This is a genomic window from Agarivorans sp. 1_MG-2023 (assembly GCF_030548385.1).
GTDB lineage: Bacteria > Pseudomonadota > Gammaproteobacteria > Enterobacterales > Celerinatantimonadaceae > Agarivorans.
On sequence record NZ_JAUOSJ010000019.1, the window covers coordinates 18,329 to 38,129 of the forward strand.

Annotated in this window: 16 protein-coding genes; 10 read left to right on the forward strand and 6 right to left on the reverse strand. The window is 46.6% G+C overall.

Features of this window, described 5'->3' with window-relative positions; all coding sequences use genetic code 11:
• Window positions 1–191 precede the first annotated feature (191 nt).
• The 6 genes from Q4592_RS20370 (at window position 192) to Q4592_RS20395 (ending at window position 8,939) form a co-directional block, all read left to right on the forward strand.
• Window positions 192–938 carry a GntR family transcriptional regulator gene (locus Q4592_RS20370; RefSeq protein ID WP_303516546.1) on the forward strand — a complete coding sequence of 249 codons (747 nt, stop codon included), beginning with the start codon at window positions 192–194 and terminating at the stop codon, window positions 936–938.
• Window positions 935–1,819, forward strand: coding sequence for a methylisocitrate lyase (prpB, locus tag Q4592_RS20375; RefSeq protein WP_303516547.1), 885 nt, complete (start codon window positions 935–937; stop codon window positions 1,817–1,819). Before Q4592_RS20370 ends, prpB begins: the two co-directional genes overlap by 4 nt.
• Before the next feature lie 172 nt (window positions 1,820–1,991).
• Window positions 1,992–3,119: a 2-methylcitrate synthase gene (gene prpC, locus Q4592_RS20380; RefSeq protein WP_303516548.1), complete on the forward strand. Its 1,128-nt coding sequence runs from the start codon at window positions 1,992–1,994 to the stop codon at window positions 3,117–3,119.
• 55 nt (window positions 3,120–3,174) lie between these two features.
• The gene (gene acnD, locus Q4592_RS20385; RefSeq protein WP_303516550.1) at window positions 3,175–5,784 is read left to right on the forward strand and encodes a Fe/S-dependent 2-methylisocitrate dehydratase AcnD; all 2,610 of its coding nucleotides are present in this window, start codon (window positions 3,175–3,177) and stop codon (window positions 5,782–5,784) included.
• Between the two features lie 9 nt (window positions 5,785–5,793).
• Complete coding sequence (prpF, locus tag Q4592_RS20390) at window positions 5,794–6,972, forward strand: 2-methylaconitate cis-trans isomerase PrpF (protein ID WP_303516552.1); 1,179 nt, start codon at window positions 5,794–5,796, stop codon at window positions 6,970–6,972.
• Window positions 6,973–7,052: 80 nt separating this feature from the next.
• The gene (locus tag Q4592_RS20395) at window positions 7,053–8,939 is read left to right on the forward strand and encodes a propionyl-CoA synthetase (RefSeq protein WP_303516554.1); all 1,887 of its coding nucleotides are present in this window, start codon (window positions 7,053–7,055) and stop codon (window positions 8,937–8,939) included.
• Between the two features lie 102 nt (window positions 8,940–9,041).
• On the opposite strand, the gene Q4592_RS20400 is transcribed toward Q4592_RS20395, so the two are convergent.
• Both Q4592_RS20400 and yeiP read right to left on the reverse strand, forming a co-directional pair.
• Window positions 9,042–10,997, reverse strand: a complete 1,956-nt coding sequence (locus Q4592_RS20400) for an RNA-binding domain-containing protein (RefSeq protein WP_303516556.1) — start codon at window positions 10,995–10,997, stop codon at window positions 9,042–9,044.
• A 111-nt stretch (window positions 10,998–11,108) separates the two neighbouring features.
• On the reverse strand, window positions 11,109–11,681 hold the full coding sequence (gene yeiP, locus Q4592_RS20405; protein WP_303516557.1) for an elongation factor P-like protein YeiP: 573 nt from the start codon (window positions 11,679–11,681) through the stop codon (window positions 11,109–11,111).
• A gap of 261 nt (window positions 11,682–11,942) precedes the next feature.
• On the opposite strand from yeiP, the gene Q4592_RS20410 reads away from it, so the two are divergent.
• Together Q4592_RS20410 and Q4592_RS20415 are read left to right on the forward strand one after the other, a co-directional pair.
• Window positions 11,943–12,461, forward strand: coding sequence for a hypothetical protein (locus Q4592_RS20410; protein WP_137672567.1), 519 nt, complete (start codon window positions 11,943–11,945; stop codon window positions 12,459–12,461).
• A gap of 88 nt (window positions 12,462–12,549) precedes the next feature.
• On the forward strand, window positions 12,550–13,059 hold the full coding sequence (locus tag Q4592_RS20415; RefSeq protein ID WP_303516559.1) for a hypothetical protein: 510 nt from the start codon (window positions 12,550–12,552) through the stop codon (window positions 13,057–13,059).
• Between the two features lie 3 nt (window positions 13,060–13,062).
• Here Q4592_RS20415 and Q4592_RS20420 read toward each other — a convergent pair whose 3' ends face one another.
• Entirely contained in the window at window positions 13,063–14,346 is a 1,284-nt protein-coding gene (locus tag Q4592_RS20420; protein ID WP_368509306.1) for a leucine-rich repeat-containing protein kinase family protein, read from the reverse strand.
• Window positions 14,347–14,560: 214 nt separating this feature from the next.
• Between Q4592_RS20420 and Q4592_RS20425 the strand changes: the two genes are divergently transcribed.
• Window positions 14,561–15,784 carry a dicarboxylate/amino acid:cation symporter gene (locus Q4592_RS20425; RefSeq protein ID WP_137672568.1) on the forward strand — a complete coding sequence of 408 codons (1,224 nt, stop codon included), beginning with the start codon at window positions 14,561–14,563 and terminating at the stop codon, window positions 15,782–15,784.
• Here Q4592_RS20425 and Q4592_RS20430 read toward each other — a convergent pair.
• The 3 genes from Q4592_RS20430 to Q4592_RS20440 are packed head-to-tail and all read right to left on the reverse strand — an operon-like array spanning window position 15,781 to window position 19,070.
• Window positions 15,781–17,142: a sigma 54-interacting transcriptional regulator gene (locus Q4592_RS20430; protein WP_274595105.1), complete on the reverse strand. Its 1,362-nt coding sequence runs from the start codon at window positions 17,140–17,142 to the stop codon at window positions 15,781–15,783. The two genes, Q4592_RS20425 and Q4592_RS20430, sit on opposite strands and share 4 nt — an antisense overlap.
• Window positions 17,129–17,644 (reverse strand): hypothetical protein, encoded by a 516-nt coding sequence (locus Q4592_RS20435; protein ID WP_303516564.1) that lies wholly within the window; start codon window positions 17,642–17,644, stop codon window positions 17,129–17,131. Before Q4592_RS20435 ends, Q4592_RS20430 begins: the two co-directional genes overlap by 14 nt.
• Entirely contained in the window at window positions 17,634–19,070 is a 1,437-nt protein-coding gene (locus Q4592_RS20440) for a HAMP domain-containing sensor histidine kinase (protein ID WP_303516566.1), read from the reverse strand. Before Q4592_RS20440 ends, Q4592_RS20435 begins: the two co-directional genes overlap by 11 nt.
• A gap of 347 nt (window positions 19,071–19,417) precedes the next feature.
• On the opposite strand from Q4592_RS20440, the gene Q4592_RS20445 reads away from it, so the two are divergent.
• Window positions 19,418–19,762: a hypothetical protein gene (locus Q4592_RS20445; protein ID WP_303516568.1), complete on the forward strand. Its 345-nt coding sequence runs from the start codon at window positions 19,418–19,420 to the stop codon at window positions 19,760–19,762.
• The last annotated feature ends 39 nt before the right edge of the window (window positions 19,763–19,801 follow it).

Sequence of the window (19,801 nt, forward strand, 5' to 3'; positions counted from 1 at the left end):
ATCCCCAGCTATAACTACATTGTCGACAATAACTAAACCCACTCATTCATTGTCGACAAAACTCCTAATTTAAACGCATATCTCGCTACTTAAACTAAAGTATAAGCACATATTGTCGACAATCATTTGATCAACCTGCAACAATCGATCTACACTGTGCAACATTCAAACAACCTGAATGTAACCTTGATATGTCACAACGTAGTCCCGCTAAATCGCTCAGCGAAAATCAAAATCTGTTATCACAGAACCTCAGTGATACCTTAATTGAAGCTATAGTGAGCGGCCAAATTGCTCAGGGCGAAAAGATCTCCGAGCCAGAGTTAGCCCGTCATTACGGGGTGAGTCGCGGCCCTCTTCGTGAAGCAATACTAAAACTGCAAGGCATGGGCTTAGTTGAAAGAGTGCCTCACGTTGGCGCTCGCGTAGTACAGCTTAACCAACAACAACTGTTAGACATTTACTCAGTGCGTGAAGCCTTAGAGGGCATGGCTTGTCGCTTAGCCGCCGAGCAATTGTCGACAATTCAGCTTGATGAATTAAAAAAGCTACTAGAACACCACCAAAGCTACTTACAACAACACCAAGGCAAAGCCTACTTTGAACAGCAAGGTGACTTCGATTTTCACTACCTCATTATTAAGGGCAGCGCTAACCAACGCCTAGTGAACCTGCTGTGTGACGAGCTTTACCACTTGTTGCGCATGTATCGCTACCAAGCCGCTAAACAAGTTTCTCGCCCAGAGCGAGCCTTAAAAGAACATTGGGCCATTTGGCAGGCACTGGCTGATCGCGATGGCGAACTGGCCGAAATGTTAATGCGTCGCCATATAGCGCGCGCCCGCAAAGCCATAGAACAACAACACCAAACTAATCTGACCGACCAAAGCTTAGAAGCTCAAGCTTCAGCAACTCACATTCAAGGAGTGAACGAATGAACAGCTCAAAACTCTCACCAGGAGCACGTTTTCGCCAAGCGGTAGCCGAACAGAACCCGCTACAGATAGTAGGCACTATTAATCCCTACTGCGCCATGATGGCCCAACGCGAAGGCCACCAAGCTATTTACCTTTCTGGCGGAGGCATCGCCAATGCGTCTTATGGTTTGCCTGACTTGGGCATCACCACCATGAACGATGTACTAGAAGATGTTCGCCGAATTACCGCAGCTTGCGACTTACCTCTACTGGTAGATATAGATGTGGGTTTTGGTGGCGCATTTAACATTGCCCGTACCGTAAAAGAAATGATCCGCTCCGATGCAGCAGCGGTGCATATGGAAGACCAAGTGGCACAAAAACGTTGTGGCCACCGCCCCAACAAAGCCATTGTCTCTAGCCAAGAAATGGTAGATCGCATTAAAGCAGCAGTAGATGCTCGCGTAGACCCTGATTTTGTCGTCATGGCGCGTACCGATGCTTTGCAAATCGAAGGTATGGGCGGCGCTATCGAACGTGCCTGTCAATATGTTGAAGCTGGCGCCGACATGATTTTCCCTGAAGCCATGCTCACGCTTGAGCAATACCAACAATTCGCCGACGCGGTAAAAGTGCCAATTTTGGCCAACATAACTGAGTTTGGTCAAACCCCATTGTTTAGTGGAGAAGAGTTAGCCGATGTTGGCGTAGACATGGTGTTATACCCGCTATCAGCCTTTCGCGCCATGAATCAAGCAGCTGTAAATGTTTATCGCAGCTTACGCAGTAACGGCCACCAGCGAGATGTTGTAGACAGCATGCAAACCCGCGCCGAGCTCTACGACTACTTGGGCTACCACGACTACGAACAAAAACTCGACCAGCTATTTAAACAAGAATAATACCAACCGAGATAGATGAACTGATATCTATGTCGATTGGTATACACCACTACGTGAACGGACTTAGCCAGCCAAACAAAGATTTAGCCGCTAAGCCCACCATTTAACAAGCCAAACAATGCGGCACAGCAGATGCCACGCTTGTTAACACCAAGGAATGAAGGAGAACATCATGGTACAGAAAGCTTTAGGAGGCGCAGGCTTACGAGGCCAAAGCGCAGGCGAAACCAAATTATGCACTGTAGGCCAAAGTGGCTCAGGCCTTACCTACTGCGGCTACGATATTAGCGAACTCGCCGACCAAGCCACCTTTGAAGAAGTGGCCTACCTACTATGCAATGGTGAATTGCCCAATCGCGAGCAACTGGCGGCCTATCACGATACGCTACATAACCTGCGTGAACTACCCGATGCACTAAAAGCAGTGTTAGAACTTATACCTGCAGATGCTCACCCTATGGATGTAATGCGCACTGGTGTTTCGATGCTAGGAAACCTAGAAACCGAAGCCAACTTTGCTGAGCAGCAACAGCATACCGATCGCCTGCTTGCGACCTTGCCGGGCATTATTTGTTATTGGTATCGCTTTAGTCATGACGGTGTGCGCATTTCGACCCAAAGCTCGGCTAAATCTATCGCCGGTCACTTCCTCGAATTATTGCATGACAAACCTGCCGATCCACTGCATGAACAAGTGATGCAATGTTCATTGATTCTCTATGCCGAGCATGAGTTTAATGCCTCTACCTTTACCGGCCGAGTCATTGCTTCCACCCTATCAGATATTCATTCCGCCGTTTCTGGTGCCATTGGCGCTCTGCGTGGCCCTTTGCATGGCGGCGCCAACGAAGCGGCCATGGCGATGATTGAAGACTGGACCAGCCCAGAGCAAGCCGAAAACGAAATCATGGGAATGCTAGCGCGCAAAGATAAAATCATGGGCTTTGGCCATGCTATTTATCGCACCAGCGACCCACGTAATGCCTTAATTAAGGCTTGGTCTAAAAAACTAAGCGACGCTAACGGCGACAAGCATTTGTATGCCGTATCAGAGCGAGTAGAAGCTGTAATGTGGCGTGAAAAAGAGTTGTTCTGCAACGCCGACTTCTTCCATGCCAGCGCCTATCATTTCATGAACATCCCTACTCCACTGTTCACCCCCATTTTTGTTTGTTCGCGGGTGAGTGGCTGGGCTGCTCACATCATGGAGCAACGCGCCAATAACCGCATTATTCGACCGAGCGCCGACTATACCGGCAGCGAACCGCGCAGTTACTTGCCAATAGAGCAACGCGGCTAGCTTTTTCAGTGGGGCGAATGCTCCACTGCCTTCTCCTTTTGCTGTGGAAACGTTTATGAATACCAATTACCGCTTACCCCTAGCAGGCAGCAACCTAGATTACTTTAATACTCGCGCCGCGGTTGAAGCGATTCAACCCGGTGCTTATGCCGGTTTGCCTTATACCTCGCGAGTGCTGGCTGAAAACCTGGTGCGCCGCTGCCCTGCCGACCAGCTAAACGCAGCGCTTAGCCAAATTATTCAGCGCAAGCGAGACCTAGATTTTCCTTGGTACCCCGCTCGTGTGGTGTGCCACGACATACTTGGCCAAACCGCCTTGGTTGATTTAGCCGGTTTACGCGACGCTATTGCCGATAAAGGCGGTGATCCCGCCAAGGTAAATCCGGTAGTGCCTACTCAACTGATTGTTGATCACTCTTTAGCCGTTGAGCATGCCGGTTTTGAAACTGATGCCTTTGAGAAAAACCGCGCCATTGAAGATCGACGCAACGAAGACCGCTTTCACTTTATTAATTGGTGCAAAACTGCCTTTGAAAACGTCGATGTAATCCCGCCGGGCAATGGCATCATGCATCAAATAAACTTAGAGAAAATGTCGCCAGTGATTCAAGCGCGCGATGGTGTGGCTTTTCCCGATACCTTAGTTGGCACCGATAGCCACACTCCACATGTTGACGCCTTAGGGGTCATTGCCATAGGCGTAGGCGGTTTAGAAGCCGAGAACGTAATGTTAGGTCGCGCCTCTTACATGCGCCTACCCGACATTATTGGAGTGGAACTAGTAGGCCAGCGCCAAGCGGGTATTACCGCCACCGATATAGTACTAGCCATCACAGAGTTTCTGCGCGAACAACGAGTAGTATCTAGCTACTTAGAGTTTTATGGCGAAGGCGCAGCTCAGCTTACTTTAGGCGACCGAGCCACCATCTCTAACATGACGCCAGAATTTGGCGCCACAGCGGCGATGTTCTACATTGACGATAACACCATTGATTACCTCAAGCTTACGGGTCGCGAAGCAGAACAAGTGGCCTTGGTAGAGAACTACGCCAAAACAACGGGCTTATGGGCCGATGATCTACAAGAAGTCGAATATGAGCGAGTGCTGCACTTTGATTTATCAAGCGTTGGCCGCAACATCGCAGGGCCATCAAACCCACATCGCCGCGTAGCCACTAAAGATTTAGCCAGCCAAGGCATCGCTGCTCCAGTTCCTAAACAAGAAGGCTTGATGCCAGATGGCGCTTGTATCATTGCTGCTATTACTAGCTGTACCAATACTTCTAACCCTCGCAATGTGATTGCAGCAGGTTTAATTGCTCGCAACGCTAACCAGCTAGGTTTAAACCGCAAGCCATGGGTTAAAACCTCGCTGGCTCCGGGCTCTAAAGCAGTACAACTCTACCTGGAAGAAGCCAATTTACTGCCTGAATTAGAGCAACTTGGTTTTGGCATTGTCGGTTTTGCCTGCACCACCTGTAACGGTATGAGTGGCGCTTTAGACCCTAAGATTCAGCAAGAAGTGATAGACCGAGATTTATATGCCACCGCAGTGTTGTCGGGTAACCGTAACTTTGATGGGCGCATTCATCCTTATGCCAAGCAAGCATTTCTTGCCTCCCCACCGCTGGTGGTAGCTTACGCCATTGCCGGCACCATGCGTTTCGATATTGAAAAAGACGCGCTAGGCCATGATACCCAAGGTAACCCCATTACTCTAAAAGACATTTGGCCAAGCGATGAAGAGATAGATGCGGTAGTGAGCCAAAGCGTGAAACCCGAGCATTTTCGTAAAGTGTATCAGCCTATGTTCGATATTAAGGTAGATTACGGCAGTAGTGCCTCACCACTTTATGAGTGGCGCCCGCAAAGCACATATATTCGTCGCCCGCCATACTGGGAAGGAGCCTTAGCAGGTGAGAGAACCTTGCGCGGTATGCGACCTTTAGCCGTGCTGGGTGACAACATCACTACCGATCACTTATCACCGTCTAACGCTATTATGCTCGACAGCGCCGCCGGTGCTTACTTAGACAAAATGGGCCTACCAGAAGTTGATTTTAACTCTTACGCGACCCATCGCGGCGACCACCTTACCGCACAACGCGCAACCTTCGCTAACCCCAAACTGTTTAACGAAATGGTTAAAGAAAGTGGCGAAGTGAAACAAGGCTCACTCGCCAGAGTAGAACCTGAAGGCGAAGTAATGCGCATGTGGGAGGCCATAGAAACCTATATGGATCGCAAACAGCCGCTGATTATTGTGGCTGGCGCAGACTATGGCCAAGGTTCGTCGCGAGATTGGGCAGCCAAAGGCGTGCGTTTAGCTGGCGTAGAGGTGATTGTAGCCGAAGGCTTTGAGCGTATTCACCGAACTAACCTAGTCGGCATGGGAGTATTACCCCTAGAGTTTACCAAGGGTAACAACCGCCATAGCTACCGCATAGACGGCAGCGAAACTTACGATGTAATTGGTACCCCCGCTCCCGGCGAGTTACTTACCTTGGTAATAACCCGAGCCAGCGGCGAGCGTATCGATTTACCCGTAGTGTGCCGCTTAGATACCGCTGAAGAAGTCTCGGTGTATCAAGCGGGCGGCGTATTACAACGCTTCGCTCAAGACTTTCTCGAAAGTGAAAGTCTTAAAAGTAAAAGCCAGCATTAGGAGGCAACGATGAGCACAGTAAAACAAGTTCGTATTCCTGCTACCTATATGCGCGGAGGCACCAGCAAGGGGGTATTTTTCAAGCTGAGTGACTTGCCAGAGCTTGCACAGCAACCCGGAGAAGCAAGAGACAAACTACTACTGCGAGTGATTGGTAGCCCCGATCCTTATGCCAAACAGATTGATGGCATGGGCGGCGCAACGTCTAGCACCAGTAAAACGGTTATTGTGTCGAAAAGCCAGCAAACCAATCACCATGTTGATTACCTGTTTGGCCAAGTATCAATTGATAAAGCCTTTGTTGATTGGAGTGGAAATTGTGGCAACCTTACCGCCGCAGTGGGCGCGTTTGCCATAAACAGTGGATTAGTTGACCCAGCTTTAATTCCACAAAATGGCTTTGCCAGTGTAAGGATATGGCAAGCCAACATTCAAAAAACCATTATCGCCCATGTGCCGATTAATGATGGGGAAGTGCAAGAATGCGGCGACTTTGAATTAGATGGCGTGACCTTTCCCGCCGCCGAGGTACAAATAGAATTTGTTGACCCAGCAGATAGTGACGGCGCGTTGTTTCCTACGGGTAACTTAGTTGATCAACTGGAAGTGCCGGAGATTGGCACCTTGCAAGCCACCATGATCAATGCGGGTATTCCTACTATTTTTCTGCAAGCCGAACAATTGGGCTACTCGGGCACTGAGTTACAAGACGACATCAACAACGACTCAAAAGCTCTCGCGATGTTTGAAAAAATCCGCGCTCATGGCGCGCTAAGAATGGGGCTGATTAGTCACCTCGATGAAGCAGCTCAGCGCCAACATACCCCAAAAGTGGCCTTTGTGGCTAAGCCTCAAGACTACCTAAGCGCTAGCGGCAAGCAGATAAAAACCGCCGATAACGACCTGTGTGTACGCGCCTTATCCATGGGCAAGCTACATCACGCCATGATGGGCACTGCCGCAGTGGCGATAGGCACTGCGGCCGCCATTCCCGGCACCTTGGTTAACTTAGCCGCTGGCGGAGGAGAACGAGAAGCAGTGAGCTTCGGCCATCCTTCGGGCAGCTTAAAAGTAGGCGCACAAGCACAGCAAGATAATCAACAATGGCAGGTGACCAAAGTGAGCATGAGTCGCAGCGCCAGAATACTAATGGAAGGGTGGATTCGGGTACCCAGTGATAGCTTTTAAGTTACTACTGGTATCAAAAATCGGAACCTAAATACATTCTCCCTACCAAGTGGTTATAGCTTAGGGACGAGGAGCACATTATGAGTTATCAGCAACAAGCAGATTTCGCCAAGCAGCAACCAGAACAGTTTTGGCTAGAACAAGCTCAACAATTAGCTTGGTTTAAACAGCCCGACGAAGCGCTAAGCCAAGACGAACATGGCAACTATCGTTGGTTTAAAGGCGGCAGCATGAACACAGCCTACTTAGCTTTAGATTATCATTGTGAAAATGGCCGCGGCGAGCAAACCGCGCTTATTTACGACTCACCCGTCGCGGAGCTACAGCAAAAATTTACCTACAGCCAACTACGTGACGAAGTGGCTACCACGGCCGGTATGTTAGCAGAGCACGGAGTGAATAAAGGTGATCGGGTGGTGCTGTACATGCCAATGATCCCACAAGCGGCGATTGCTATGCTGGCCTGCGCGCGCTTAGGGGCAATTCATTCGGTAGTATTTGGCGGTTTTGCAGCGCAAGAACTGGCCGTGCGAATAGACGATGCGCAGCCAAAAGTTGTTCTTACCGCCAGTTGCGGCCTTGAGGGCGCCAAAGTCATCAATTACATGCCCATGGTGAGTTTAGCCTTAGAGCAAAGCCAACAAATGGATACCCCCGTGCTAGTGTGGCAACGCCCGCAGCAAGCCGTTGAATTTAATGCTCAATACCAAGACTGGCAAAGTCAACAGCAGCAAGCAAAGCCGGCAAACTGCGTGCCAGTGGACGCCACCGATCCCTTGTACATACTGTATACCTCAGGCACCACTGGCAAACCCAAAGGTGTAGTGCGCGATAACGGCGGCCATGCGGTAGCCATGAACTACTCGATGCAAGCCGTGTACAACGTACAACCCGGCGACGTATTTTGGGCAGCTTCCGACGTGGGTTGGGTGGTAGGTCACTCCTACATCGTGTACGCCCCATTAATATATGGTTGCACCACCATTTTGTACGAGGGTAAACCGGTACGCACCCCAGATGCTGGGGCATTTTGGCGAGTCGCCAGCGAGCATAAAGTCAAAGTACTGTTTGCCGCGCCCACCGCCTTTAGAGCGATTAAGAAAGAAGACCCCGAAGGCGCTTTGGTAAAAGACTACGACCTTAGCCAACTGCGCGATATTTTCATGGCCGGTGAACGCCTAGACCCGCCCACGCTAGAATGGACCATCGCCAAAACCGACAAACCAGTGACCGACCACTGGTGGCAAACTGAAACCGGTTGGGCAATTGCAGGCAATCCGCTGGGTTTAGAACGCATGCCTGTAAAAGCCGGCAGCGCCACCAAAGCACTGCCCGGCTACCAAGTAAGTATACTGGATGAAATGGGTGAACCCAGCGCACCCATGGCGCAAGGCTTTATTGCCATCAAACTCCCGCTACCCCCAGGTTGTTTGCCTACCGTGTGGGGCGATCAAGCTCGATTTGAATCAGCCTACCTAAAACAGTTTCCTGGTTACTATGTGTCTGGAGATGGCGGCTATATAGACGAAGATGACTACTTATTTGTTATGGGTCGCATCGACGATGTGATTAACGTAGCAGGCCACCGCTTATCCACCGGCGAGATGGAAGAAGTGGTTGGTGCTCACCCAGCGGTAGCCGAATGCGCAGTTATTGGTAGCCACGACGACTTAAAAGGCCAAGTTCCTTTTGGCTTAGTGGTTCTCAAAGACGGTGTTCAACAAAGCGACCAAGAAGTATCCAAAGAGTTGATTCAAAAGGTACGTAATGAAATTGGCCCCTTGGCCTGCTTTAAACAAGCCATCATCGTGCAGCGCTTGCCAAAAACACGCTCAGGCAAAATACTGCGCCGCACCTTACGCCAACTAGCCGATGGCGAAGAATACGCGATACCGTCTACCATCGACGACCCGGCGAGTTTAGGTGAAATTGAAGAGCTGATGCGCCAAGGAAGGATGATGATTTAAGACAAATCATAACTAAGAGTAAGTAGCAGACAGGCTGCTTACTTACTAGTTACTAGGCCTCGCGCAGCCAGAAAAGAGAAAGAGCTTTAATATAAATCCCATTTAAGTCTTTATCTTAATAGTTTTAGTATATGCCTGCTTTGGGTGATTACGAGTTGTCGGGTACGCCAAACTCAGCCGTCCCTCAGAAACTAACAGATTAAGGTAGTTCTTTCTCAACGTATCTGGCTTTTTTTCAAGCAAGAAAGCCAAATCATTCAACGTAACGTACCGCTCACTGCACATATCAGTAATAGCCAAAAATAATGCTTCCTTACTTGGCCTTTTTGCACTGCTCTTAATCTCACCAGCTATTTTCTCTAGTTCCTCCCATCTATGTTTATCTAACTTAGTGTCCGGATGTAGGTCCGGATGTAGGTCCGGATGTAGGTCCGGATGTAGGTCCGGATGTAGGTCCGGATGTAGGTCCGGACCTACCGTGTTTTTATCTGGGTTAGCAACAAAGACATGCTCTGCGAGAAACTGCCCTGAAGCATTTTCTGGTGTCGGGATTTCTAGCTCAGGACGATGATAAACTTTACTTTTTTGTTCACCCGTAGACTTTATAATTCCGAGCTTCTCCAATTTAACAAGTGCCAATGTAACTTCTCTGGTATAACCTGATGTTTGTGCACAGATCTGGCTATGTGTAAGGTAATAATCAGAATAAACGGTTATGACAACTGTGCGTTCTAACTCTGTTAATAGAGAAAATTTATCAGCGAAATTCTTATTTAAGAAATCAATTATTTCGGGGGGATAAAGATCAATCATTTTCAATTCGAGCACAGTTTGCTCATTTGGTTCTCTAACTTCTCTAAGTAACGGAAGCTTCCAATGCTGACTCCTCCACCCATCTAATATCTGGGGGATACCTGACCCAGCTTGTTCACCAAACTTCACATAACGAAACATTTGAGCCAGAGATCGATTACGACAATCAGCCTCTCCTCCATTTAGCGCAATTTCAATTGGAATACGCATTAAACCGGGATTACGAAAGCCATACATATCAGGACGCTTCACAACCAATAGAGAAGCTCGTCCCGTATAATCTGAATGAACAATCGCATTCGCAAGAGCTTCTCGCAACGCGACATGTACAGGCGTATCTTCTTGACGTACACCCTGCTCGAGCTTAAAAGGAACTTTTAAGTCATTAACTAATTTACGATAGACTTTGCGAGAAAAATCGAACAGATTTCCTGACCATGAGCCATCAAGTGTAAGCCTATCAACCCACCTTAATTCAGTTTTTGCCTCCGGTCGCTCTTGATAATCCAGCATGTAATTAGGAAACTGTTCTTGGATAGATGTGTGTAAGCCGAACATCAGCAAGCCAGCAACAGTCAAGCCATGCTTCCCGTCCTCTCGGTTAACTCTCCAACCACCAATTCTATGTAAAAAAGCTGTATTATCTAACTCATTCCAAGGATGAGTCGGGTTTAAATTAGCGTAGGTTTGGCGGTAAACTCTCAAAGCTTCAATATCTAGATCTTCCATCCCATAATTATTTAGTATTTCACTATCACGAGATGTTTCAATTTGTTCAGCCAATAAACGTTTAACTTGTTCTTCTGACAATTTTAGATCTGACTCATGAGATCTAATGAACGAATTCCTTAGAGGATTTCCATTAAGGTAAACTGGACGTTCTTGTCTTTTTGCTCTTGGTACAGATATAACAAGTATTGTTTTACCATCGAACTCTACTTCTGAGAGAGAATTATTCGACAGCAAATTAATGCTAACTTTATGTTTATTATTTGCTGTGGTGAGTAATGCCGTTTTTATTTTTTCAATATTCTTGATGCCTACCACCGAGAATTTGTGCGCCTTTTCTTTTAAGCCAAGTACAATATAACCACCATCAGTATTAGCAAACGCACTATAGCTTTCCCATAAATCTTTAGGTACTTCACCATTACCGTCTTTGCCAAGACCAAGTTTACACTCGACCTCTGAAGATTCTCTCAAGAGAGCTATATCATCCAAACTGCTTAAAGAAAAATTAGTCACCAAACTCAAACCTTATAATTTATGTCTTTTTAAACTATACACTTTTCACTATTGAATAAGAAAAAAGCAGCCCTTAGGCTGCTTTATAAATCCACCTCTCACCACTAAAACTTACTTGTCTGCACGACTCATAAATTTCTTCTCGGTGGTGCTGATCTTAATCTTCTCACCACTGGCAATGTATTCAGGTACTTGTACCGACAAGCCAGTGCTTAAAATAGCGGGCTTAGTGCGGGCACTGGCCGAGGCTCCTTTAATCGATGGGTCAGTCTCTACAATCACTAACTCAACGCTGGCTGGTAGCTCTACTGCCACTGGTGCACCGTCTACAGTAACCACTTGGATACCAGCGGTATCTTCGGTGATAAATGGCACTTCTTCTGCAATGGTTTCTTTATTTAGATTAAACGGCGTGTAGTCTTCGTTATCCATAAACACGTATTCATCACTGTCGATGTAAGAGAACATCACTTGATGGCGGCTTACGTCTGCCAAGGTAATCATTTCGTCTGCTTTAAAGCTCTCATCTGCTTTAGCGCCTGTGGCTACATCATATAAACGCATGCGGTATAAACTGGCACCGGCTCGGCCACTTGGCGTGAGCTTAGCGATGTCTTTTACAAAGTAAACTTTATCGTTATGTTCAATAGCGGCATTCTTTTTTATTTCACTGGCCTTTGGCATGGCTTGAGGTCCTTAAATAATTCGTGCAATGAAAATATCATGTACAGAATTTTAGGCAACCGTTAGCGCATTTAGACGCTGCAGATTAGTAAGTTTTATGTTATTAATCCCGCAGAAAACGAATAAAATACCGATAGTTAGCTCAATATTAGAACTTTAACTTGCTTAGTTTTACCGCTTTCTGTAAAAAGCTGGGTTACTTATTTAGGGATGATGATAGCTGACAGGAAAGTTAGCCTTGTTGCTGTATTAGGAGTTGGAATGTTATCCCCGCGTATTGTTGCCGTTGCGCTGTTATCTGGTTTGTTATTGGCCTGTTCTGTAGAAGATGAGCAGCCACGTAGTCAAATTGCTGTTACCTTTTATCCCCCTGCTGTTTCCTTCCCTGGCTCTGCCGGTGATACCGAAACTATTACTCAAATACGCCATTTTAGAGCAGACGGTAGTTCCCCCTCTCAAAGTATTACCATTAACCAACGCCGTGACGGTGAACAACCCCGAATTAATGGTGAAGACGCTAGCCAAAACGCGACCTTCTTAATCGACTTTATGAGTAGCACGACCCTAGATGTTTACTCTGAAGGTGGAGAGTTTCTATACAACGTAGATATCTTTTCAGATATGACGCAAAAACACTTATGCCTGCCGAGCATTCATTTGAGCAAGTTTGAAATATTGGTCGATTCACCAGTAAAAATTGCCGAAACCAAAAAAGAAGCACATGAATTTATTTTGGCCTGCCGCACGGCAAATGAAGGCATAGAAGAAAAAGCGGAGTAAACCAGTATCGCATCTCAGCGCTAGCTGAGATGCTTCTATATCTAGGGAAGACTACGCACAGGATGTGACCTAAAACCAAGGAAAGCACATGACCTGTAGACTTATTAGTATCCTGTTCCTCACGCTCAGCCTAAGTGCCTGTAATGATTCAGATGAATCAGATCCTTTAAGCCGAGTTTTTCTCACCTTCTATCCATCAGCTGAGTCATTCCCCAGCGAAGCTAGTGATCAGCAAGTGATAAACTTTAAGCGTTTATTGATCGCCAATGGCGTAGAGCGAGTGAATGTAACGGTGAATCAACGTAAAGATGCTCAAGCACCGTTAGATGAAGAGCAAAAGCCAGCTTATCAATATGCTGTGTTCAGGGTAAGCTTTAGCAACAGCAATACCTTTGATGTATATGATGAAAATGAAAACATTCTCTATACCTCTACGGTTTTTACTGAGGATAACGAGAAACACTTTTGCATCGCTATCGATGAGCAAGAACAGCAACTCATTGAGACAGATTTACCAATGAGCTTCCCAAGTGATAACAGTGAAGCCCACCAGTTTATTAAGCACTGCCGCGAACTCTATAGCCAGCGCAATACCTAAACCTTAAGCGCCGAGCAGCTCGCTGCTTTGGCGCTTTAAGTTTTGATAAGTATCTGAACCCTGCTCGTCTGCCTGACAAATACTTAGCATGTCTTCGATAAAGAACGCTAACGCGCGCTGTTCTACTCGCATGAGTTTGGCTTGTACTTCCTGCGGTAAGTACTCGTAATGCGACGCCGCGCCAAAGTCACCCAATACAATGTTATGCGCGCTGTCTACCAACACATTGTGTGCGTATAAATCGCCATGACACATATGATGATCGGCTAGGTGGGCTACTAAACTTTCCATTTGTTTCACAATGCCGCTGATTGCTTCAACGCTTAATTGCTGTTCTGGCAAAAAAGTATCGCGTGTACAAGTGGCTAAACTTGGCGGCTGGCCAAGGTTAGTGAAATGCTCTGGGATTAACGCCATAACTACTGCTGAACAATTAGCGTGTTGGATTTGACCGATAAAGTTAACCAATGCTGGGTGTTGATCTACATGTAAGCAAGCATCTAGCTCGTCACTGGGGTACCCATCACTGGTCACTTCACCCTTAAATACTTTAATCGCCACGCTCGCAGGTAAGTTAGTGCTAGCATTAGGGTGAGCCAAAGAGATTACTCCAGAAGCCCCCTGGCCAAGCACTTTATCCATTTCAAAGTCCGTTAATTGGTACTTAGGCAAACTGGAACCATGATCAAAGGCTTGGCAAAACGGATTGCCCGCAAACGCCAACCACGCTAACCGTGGTAGCTCTAATAGCTGAGCAGGAAAGTGTAGTAATTGGTTAGCCGAAATACGCAGCAATTCTAACTTGGTGCATTGGCTCATCGATTGCGGCAAAGCGCGTAGCTTGTTCCCCGCTAAGGCACATTTTTGTAGCAATGCAGCCTCGCCTAACTGTTCAGGCAACACCTCAATCTGATTATCGGTAAGAATCAACCAGCGCAAATTTTTAGGTAATGCGGCAGCCGGTACTTCGCGAATAAGGTTTGATTTAAAACCTACCATTTCTAACTTAGCACAACGCCCCAGTACTTCCGGTAGCACCTCAAAACGATTATTTGAAGCAAACACGATGCGCAGGTTTGGTAACTGTTCTAGGGTGTCCGGTAAGCTATTTAGCTGATTATCGCTAACATCAAGCACTTCTACTTGTGGACAAAACTGGACGAAATTTGCCGGTAAGTACTGTAAGTTGTCTTTGATATTAATACGCGTTTGCTGGCGTAATTCACCAGAGAGAAGTTGTTCGAGAGTATGCATGCTTATACGGGCGAGTAGAAAAAGATGCGACATAATAACGTGTTGTTTATGGCTTTTCTTCATGTTTTAACGGGCTTAGCGTCACTCAAAGCCTTTTCAGTACTAAGCACAAACATTCACTACCAATAAAACATAAAAAACCACTATAAAAATAAATATCGGTATAATTGATGCTCAAAATCAGTTTATACAGTACAATGCGCGACCATCAAAAGCACTGATAACACTATTCATAACAGGAAAATTGATGGACGCAACACAACCGCTTTATAAAAACATTGGCGTGCAAGTCATCGTCGCGATGATCATAGGTACTATCGTTGGTGCCATCATGGGCGAACAAGCCGCCATATTTGCCCCGCTAGGTGCAATCTTCATCCACCTGATCAAAATGCTAGTTATTCCACTGATTGGCGTATCGATTATTGCCGGTGCGGCAAACCTAGGTAATAGCCCAGCAGCGGGTAAAATTGGTATTTCTACCTTTGGCTTCTTTATGGCGACTTCAGCAGTAGCGGTATTACTCGCCTTAGTCATGGGCTCTATTTTCCAGCCGGGTACAGGTTTAGATTTAAGCCAAGCCAGCGATATGTTCTCTAATGAATATGCCGACCAAGGCGGCGTACCAGGTGTAATGGAAACCATTATTGGCATGATTCCAGAAAACATCTTTGCCTCATTAATGGACGCTAACATCCTACAAATCATGGTGTTTTGTTTGTTCTTTGGTATTGCTTTATCTAAGCAACCTAGTGATAAAACCGCGCCGATAATGGGTGGCCTAGACACCATCATTCGTGCCTTTATTTGGATGATTAACATTGTAATGTTAATTGCGCCACTGGGTGTATTTGGCCTAATGGCTGAATCGGTAGGTACCTTCGGCTTTGCTATGTTGGGCTTAGTCGCGAAGTTATTTGGCGTATATGTTGCGGCCATTCTTATCTATGGCTTCATCTTTTACCCACTGACCATCAAGCTATTCTCAAAAATGCCAGTGCGCGAGTTTATGAGCGCCATGAAAAAGCCACAGGCAGTAGCACTATCTACCTCATCGTCTATGGCAACACTGCCAGTCACCATGGAAGTGGTAGAAGAAGAGCTCAAAATCTCTAAAGCAACGGCCTCGTTTGTGCTGCCTTTAGGCGCCACCATTAACATGAGCGGAAACGCGATTTACTATGGTTTAGTGGCGGTATTTTTTGCCCAAATGTTCCAAGTAGATTTAGGCATTGCCGCCTATGCAGCGATTATTTTCACTGCAACTTTGGGCGCTATTGGACAAGCTGGCGTACCAGGCCCTTCATTTTTGGTGGTAGCGGTACTGCTAGCAGCAGGCATTCCTATTGAAGGCCTACCTCTGCTATTTGCTTTAGACCGTATTTTCGACATGATTCGTACCGCACTGAATATCACTGGCGATGCAGCCTGTGCAGTCATTGTGGATCGTTTTAACGAAAAGCACGTTTAAGCGCGAAACGACTCGGGGCGCAGATGATGGCGCTCCAATAGTTTGTAGAACTCGGTGCGATTTCGCATCGCTAAGCGCGCTGCCTGGCTCACATTACCTTGAGTTAGGCGCAACAAGCGCGCTAAATAGCCTCGCTCAAATTCGTCTCTGGCTTGCGAAAAGCTCACTAGTTCGGCTTTTTCACGCAGGGCTTGTTGTACCAATTGCTGCGGAATTAACGGCCCAGTAGACAGCGCATTGGTCTGCTCTACTACATTCATTAACTGCCTCACGTTACCTGGCCAACGCGCCGCCACTAAGCTCGCCATGGCTTCTGGAGAGTAAGTTTTAATCGTCATTTCTTGGCGTTCAGCTATTTGTTGGCTGAAGTGATGCACTAACAAAGGGATGTCTTCTCTGCGCTTCACTAATGGCGGCAAACCCAGCTCAACCACGTTCAGGCGATAATACAAATCTTCGCGAAACTCTTGTTGCTGCACCGCTTGGTATAAGTCTTGGTGAGTGGCCGACACAATTCGCACATCCACCGGAATGTTTTTGGTTGAGCCCACCGGGCGAACTTCGCGCTCTTGCAAGGCGCGCAATAACTTAACTTGCACGCTTAGCGGGGTATCGGCAATTTCATCAAGGAATAAGGTGCCACCTTCAGCCGCCTGAAATAAGCCCTGATGCGCATGCGCGGCACCACTAAATGCCCCTTTGGCGTGACCAAATAGCTCTGACTCAAACAAACCTTCAGGGATAGCAGCACAGTTTACTGCCACAAATGGGCCCGAATTACGCATACTTGCTTGGTGAATAGCCTTAGCCAGCAACTCTTTACCCGAGCCGCTTTCACCTTGAATCATGATATTTACATCGCTCGGTGCCACTTGCTGAATTTGTTTAATCAGCACTTCCATCACTGGGCTACGGCTAATAATGTCGCTTCGCCAAGCGGCTTTATCACTGCTGCTATTATCTTCCGATACACTAGGCTGCAAACGCAGTGCATCAGCGACTTTAGCCAGCAGCTCTTGGCTATCAAAAGGTTTGGTTAAATAACCAAATACACCCTGTTGGGTAGCCGCAATGGCATCAGGAATATTGCCATGAGCGGTTAATAACATGACTGGCAGACTAGGATAAAGCTGCTTGATGGCATTAAACAAAGCCAAACCATCCATGCCATCCATGCGTACATCACTAATCACCAGTTGGGCTGGATAACTCTCTAATTCTGCTAAGGCTGCTTTGGCACTAGCCACTGCATGTACTTGATAACCTGCAGATTGCAGACGTAAGCTAATAAGGCGTAATAGGCTGGGATCATCGTCCACAACCAAAATATTGCCACCTTGGTGATTAATTTCGTTCATTTAATTGCTGCTCAATTCTGGTGAGTTCTTCCAACTGCATCTTTAATGCCGCAATTTGCTGCTGCAATAATATTTGTTGTTGCTCTTGGTTAGAGCCTAAATCTTCGTATTTATGCTGCCAACGCAAACCGTCTAAAATCTGGTCATTTAGCGCCACTATCATGCCGTGTTTTGCATAAGGGTTATTGGTGATTACCGCGCGATTAAAGGCCGCATGGGCGCGATGTGGATTTTTAACCGGCGACTTTTTATAGGCGTAAAGTAATCCTAGCTTTATACCGTTATTACCCAATTCAGGGTCTAAGTTCAGCAGCTCTAACTCATTAAATATTTGGTCTTCGCTTAGCTCATTTAAGCGTAAATAATAAGCGGCAGGGTCAAATTCACCTACCTTAATGGCTAGGGCGTCGTTAACTGGCACCACCTCATTATTAGGCTGTAATAGTTGGCAGCCAGACAAAGCTAAACAAAGCATCCAGCCTATATACATCTTAACTTTCATCTAATTCGCTTCCTTGTAATCCCTCTACAACAAATCGGCTGCCTTTATCTAATCGCTGATAGTTTAAGTTAGCATGTTGTCGTTCAACTAATTCTTTCGCAATAGTTAGCCCTAAGCCGCTGCCTTTAAGCCGTGGGTCTTTGGCAGACTTACCTTGCACAAAGGGCTGAAAAATTCGCTGTTGTAGCTCTTCATCAATGCCCTCGCCTTGGTCATCAATGTATACACTCACCCCACTCACCGTGGAAAACGCACCAAGTTTAATTAGCCCACCTTCTGGCGAAAACTTAATCGCATTGGATAACAGATTATCAATAATTACCCGCAGTTGCTCTTGATTGGCTAATACCGCGGCTTGACTAAGCTCTAATTTAACCTGTAGTTGACGGCTAGATAAACTCAAACGATGCGTCGCCAACACTTTTTCCATAAGCGGCTTTAAATCCACCGGATGATGAACTTGCTCACCAGGTGTATCGAGCAGTAAGTTAAAGTCGAGTAAGGCTTCAATCAGTTGTTGCAGGCGTAAGCTGCTTTCTCGAAGAATTTCGGTTATCTCTTGCTGTTGAGGATTGAGTGGCCCGGCACTGTTATCGTAAAGTAACTCATTCCCCTCACGAATAGCCGCTAACGGCGTTTTAAGCTCATGCGAAATATGCCGAATAAAGGCGGTTTTTTGCTGCTCTAAGCTCAGTAAACGCAAGCGCATATCGTCTAGTGCATCGGCAATTGCCATTACCTCAGTAGCGCCACTCACTTTAATTGCTTGATCAAACTCACCCGACTTAAGCCGAGCTATTTGCGGCCTTAGTTGCTGCAACGGACGAGTAATTACAAGTACTAACAACACTGCGGCGGCTAAGGCAAACGGTAAACTAATCATGCTAAGCAATAAACGCTGCTGAGCTTGCTGAGTATTGTTTTGTAGATCCATGGCCAGTTCATTAATCAACGTTTGGCTGCGCAGATCAAAATCACGGCTCAGCTCAGTAAAGCGCGAAAATTGCTGATTAAGCGCAATTTTTTGTAAGGGCTGAGGGCGCTCCATTAACTCTTGCAAGGACTGCAGTTGCTGCTGTAATTCGGCAACAATGGCCAATAAATCAGGATCTTCGGTGTTTTCTCTTTGTTCAATTAAGGCGCGAGATACTCGCTGCCACTGACGGCGATAAAGCTTGAGTAGGTTTTGGTCGGCCACCACCCGAAACTGCCTCGCACTGCGCTCTAAGTCCAGTAAAGACTCATCAATGCGTTTACTGCCAGAGACCACTTTTGCCGCCAAAAATGCGGTATGCTGCCCCTGCATAGACACTTGCTGCAAGTAATAAGAAGCCAATGATAGGCTGAGTAATAAAGGCAAACCTAAGGTTGCCAAAGCCCAAAAGCTCAGTCGCCTAATTGACACTAGCGCGCGAAAATTAATCAAACACCTATCCCTAGCATGGTTCTTAATAAAACAGCCGCCTATAATGCCAGAGATGGACAAAAATCCCACTGTCGCCAATTAGAGACAGCCCACCCAGCTCACACAAAAGGTCACTAAATCCTTGTTTTTATGTGACACCGTAAACATTTATTGCTAGCAACCAACAAATAAAATACGTTTTTTTAGTCACCTGTCGCCTATTGGCGACAAACAAATACCTTTTGTCTTACTAAGATATTGATCTTTAAAGCCTTAAATATCTGGCTCAGTTTGTGCTGTAAGGCACTAAGCCTTGATAGCGAGCGATTTCCCCTATCTCGCAACGGCATTCATTTAAGGAAGTAAAAATGGAACAGTTTGATCAACGTTGTATTCGAGTCGGCGATTGGATATTTGAAATAAAAATGGTGCGTGCTATTCGTGTTAGTGAATACGGTCAACCCTACGACGCCTGCGCCAATATCAACTTTAATGGTACTCAAGCCTACATCGACAGCCAGCTTACCCGTGTAGACAATGCCTTTAGCGGCAAAGATTTTGCTGCCTTTGTAGAATTTTGCCAAGACATGGGCATTACCGACGCCACCTACGACCGCTATTCACAGGGCAAACGCCGCAGCCGCAATATTACGATTGGTGAAGACCAGCGACAATCACCCAAAGTGGTCAACTTTCCAGCAAGCAATATCTAATTATACTGAGTGGTATTTTGCTCAAGTAGTGGTCGAAAA